At 45.0% G+C, this 2,272-nt stretch carries 2 protein-coding genes; both read right to left on the reverse strand.

Annotated elements, in window-relative coordinates; genetic code table 11:
- On the reverse strand, positions 1-811 hold an 811-nt coding region (locus ACRCJ0_RS12270), incomplete at its 3' end, for an MFS transporter (protein ID WP_431390602.1).
- 194 nt (positions 812-1,005) lie between these two features.
- On the reverse strand, positions 1,006-2,157 hold the full coding sequence (locus ACRCJ0_RS12275; protein ID WP_418151808.1) for a pyridoxal phosphate-dependent aminotransferase: 1,152 nt from the start codon (positions 2,155-2,157) through the stop codon (positions 1,006-1,008).
- Positions 2,158-2,272: the final 115 nt, after the last annotated feature.

A 2,272-nucleotide genomic window follows, 5' to 3' on the forward strand; every position in this document is an offset into this window, starting at 1 on the left:
CTGAGAAAGCAATCTCAATAGCTGACAACCGCCACACTTCGTCTCCGTATGTCCTTGTCACAACTAAAGTCGGTAACATGGAGGCTGGTGCGATTAGTAACATGAAGATTCCGAAGAAGATGAATAGGTTTCTTAGAAAGTCATGGTTTTTGACGTAGCGGACACCCAACATAAAGTCGGCAGTATAGGACGCCGACTGGTTTCTACTAGCCTTGTCATGGGTCCGGACTTTCAAAAATAACATGGTGGCAATCGCTAATCCCGCTGTAACCACATCGACCAGGAAGATGTAAGACAGTGGCCAGGCTGCTAGCAAAACCGCTGATATCAAGGGCGACCCGAAGTTTAGAATCCCTTGAATAGAGGAATTGAGGCCGTTAATCCGAGTTAATTCTGATTTAGGGACGATTTGTGGCAAAATAGCACCCACTGCCGGTGTTTGGACGGCCGCGCCAAAGGCACGAATAGCTGCTACAATCAGTAACATCCAAATCTCTTGGTAACCCTGCATATACAACAAGGCTAAAACCAACGTAGCTACCGCAATCCCACCATCAGCCCACATGATTAATTGCTTTCGGTTAAACCGGTCAGCCCAGACCCCTGTTACTGGTGACAGTAAAAAGGTTGGTAAAAAGGCGCAGATGATATACAAGGTCATCATGACACCGGACCCGGTTTCAATCGTAATATGCCACATGATGGCATATTGGACGATGGATGATCCGAATAGGGAAATCCCCTGACTGGTTAGGAATAAAGCGACATCCCTTACCCAGTTTCTATTAGCTTGTTCATTGATTTCATTCATGGAAATCTCCCCCATATTTCAAACTTTCTTCGTCTTCCATCTTACTCGACCAAGCCGTCCCTGTCGATATTTAAGCCGTTCAAATGGCTATGTACAGGCAATTTATATTCATTTTCTGATCAAATTGAAACCCACTTTGACGAAATAAAAAATCGAGACCAGTGGCCCCGACTTTATTTGATCTATTTATTTTTCTATAATACTTCCATAAAGGCTGCCATCCGGTCCATGGCTACGGCAATATCCTCGTAGGCCGCGGCATAAGAGAAACGGAAGTAACCTTGGCCGCCTGGTCCAAAGGCTGAGCCAGGAATGACACCGACTTTCGCTTTTTCCGCTAAATCTAGAGCAAAGGCTTGGTCATCATCACCGTATTTGGCTGGAATGCGGGGGAATACATAAAATGCGCCAGCTGGATGCGGGATATCAAATCCCATAGCTGTCATCCGGTCCACAATCATCTTCCTGCGGTGGTTGTATTCACCCTTCATCTCATCAATGGCTTGGTCGCCGTCATTATAAGCAGCTACCCCGGCCCACTGGTCAGGTGTTGATACACAGGTTACCATGGTTTGGAAAATTTTGAACAACTCTTCATATAGGTCAGCTGGAATATGTAAGAAACCTAGTCTAAATCCAGTCATCGCATACGACTTTGATGCCCCTGCAAGTAAAATCGTCCGTTCTGGTAACTCTTGCACCATTGAATAGTGGTCACCTTCATAAACCAAATCCCCGTAAATTTCATCCGACAAGACATAAACATCCGGGTACTTCCGCAAGACCTCCGCCAACCCCTTGACCTGATCCTTAGAATAAGTGGTCCCAGTTGGATTGTTTGGATAATTCAGCATCAACAACTTGATCTCAGGATGACCTTGTAGCTGGTGGTCCAAAGCTTCAGGCGTTAAGACAAAACCATCAGCAGATGTATCCACAAAAACCGAATCCCCACCAGATAAAATAGAAGAATAGCCATATAGTGGGAAATATGGTGATGGAATCAAGACCTTATCCCCAGGATTCAAAAGGGCCATCATGGTAATCATAAAACCTTGACTAGCCCCCACCGTCACCATAATTTGTTGCCAGTTTAGGTCTAGTTGATGACGACGTTGGTAGAAATTAGCAATCGCCTGACGCAACTCCTGCAAACCATCCGAAGCCGCATAATGGGTGAAATTCTTATCCAAAGCCTCTTTCATCGCATCCTTAATAAATTCAGGCACATCAAAATTTGGCTCCCCAATCGTAAAATTCAACAAACCAGGAATCGTCGACACCTGCGCATCAAAAGCCCGAATCTCAGACGGCGTAATCTGCTTTAATCGCTCATTAATCGTCATACCACAAAAATCCTCTCATTAACCGGCCAGTTCCCCAACCGCATATTTCCTATATTGTAGCACTTATCCCCCAAAATCGTGATGCCTTTTCTAAACCTTTTTGTAAAAGGGCAAG

Source organism: Aerococcus sp. L_32 (genome assembly GCF_050689315.1).

Bases quoted from the DNA above. Each gene is read 5' to 3' on its own strand.
- ACRCJ0_RS12275 (WP_418151808.1), bottom strand. From the start codon at position 2,157: ATGACGATTAATGAGCGATTAAAGCAGATTACGCCGTCTGAGATTCGG.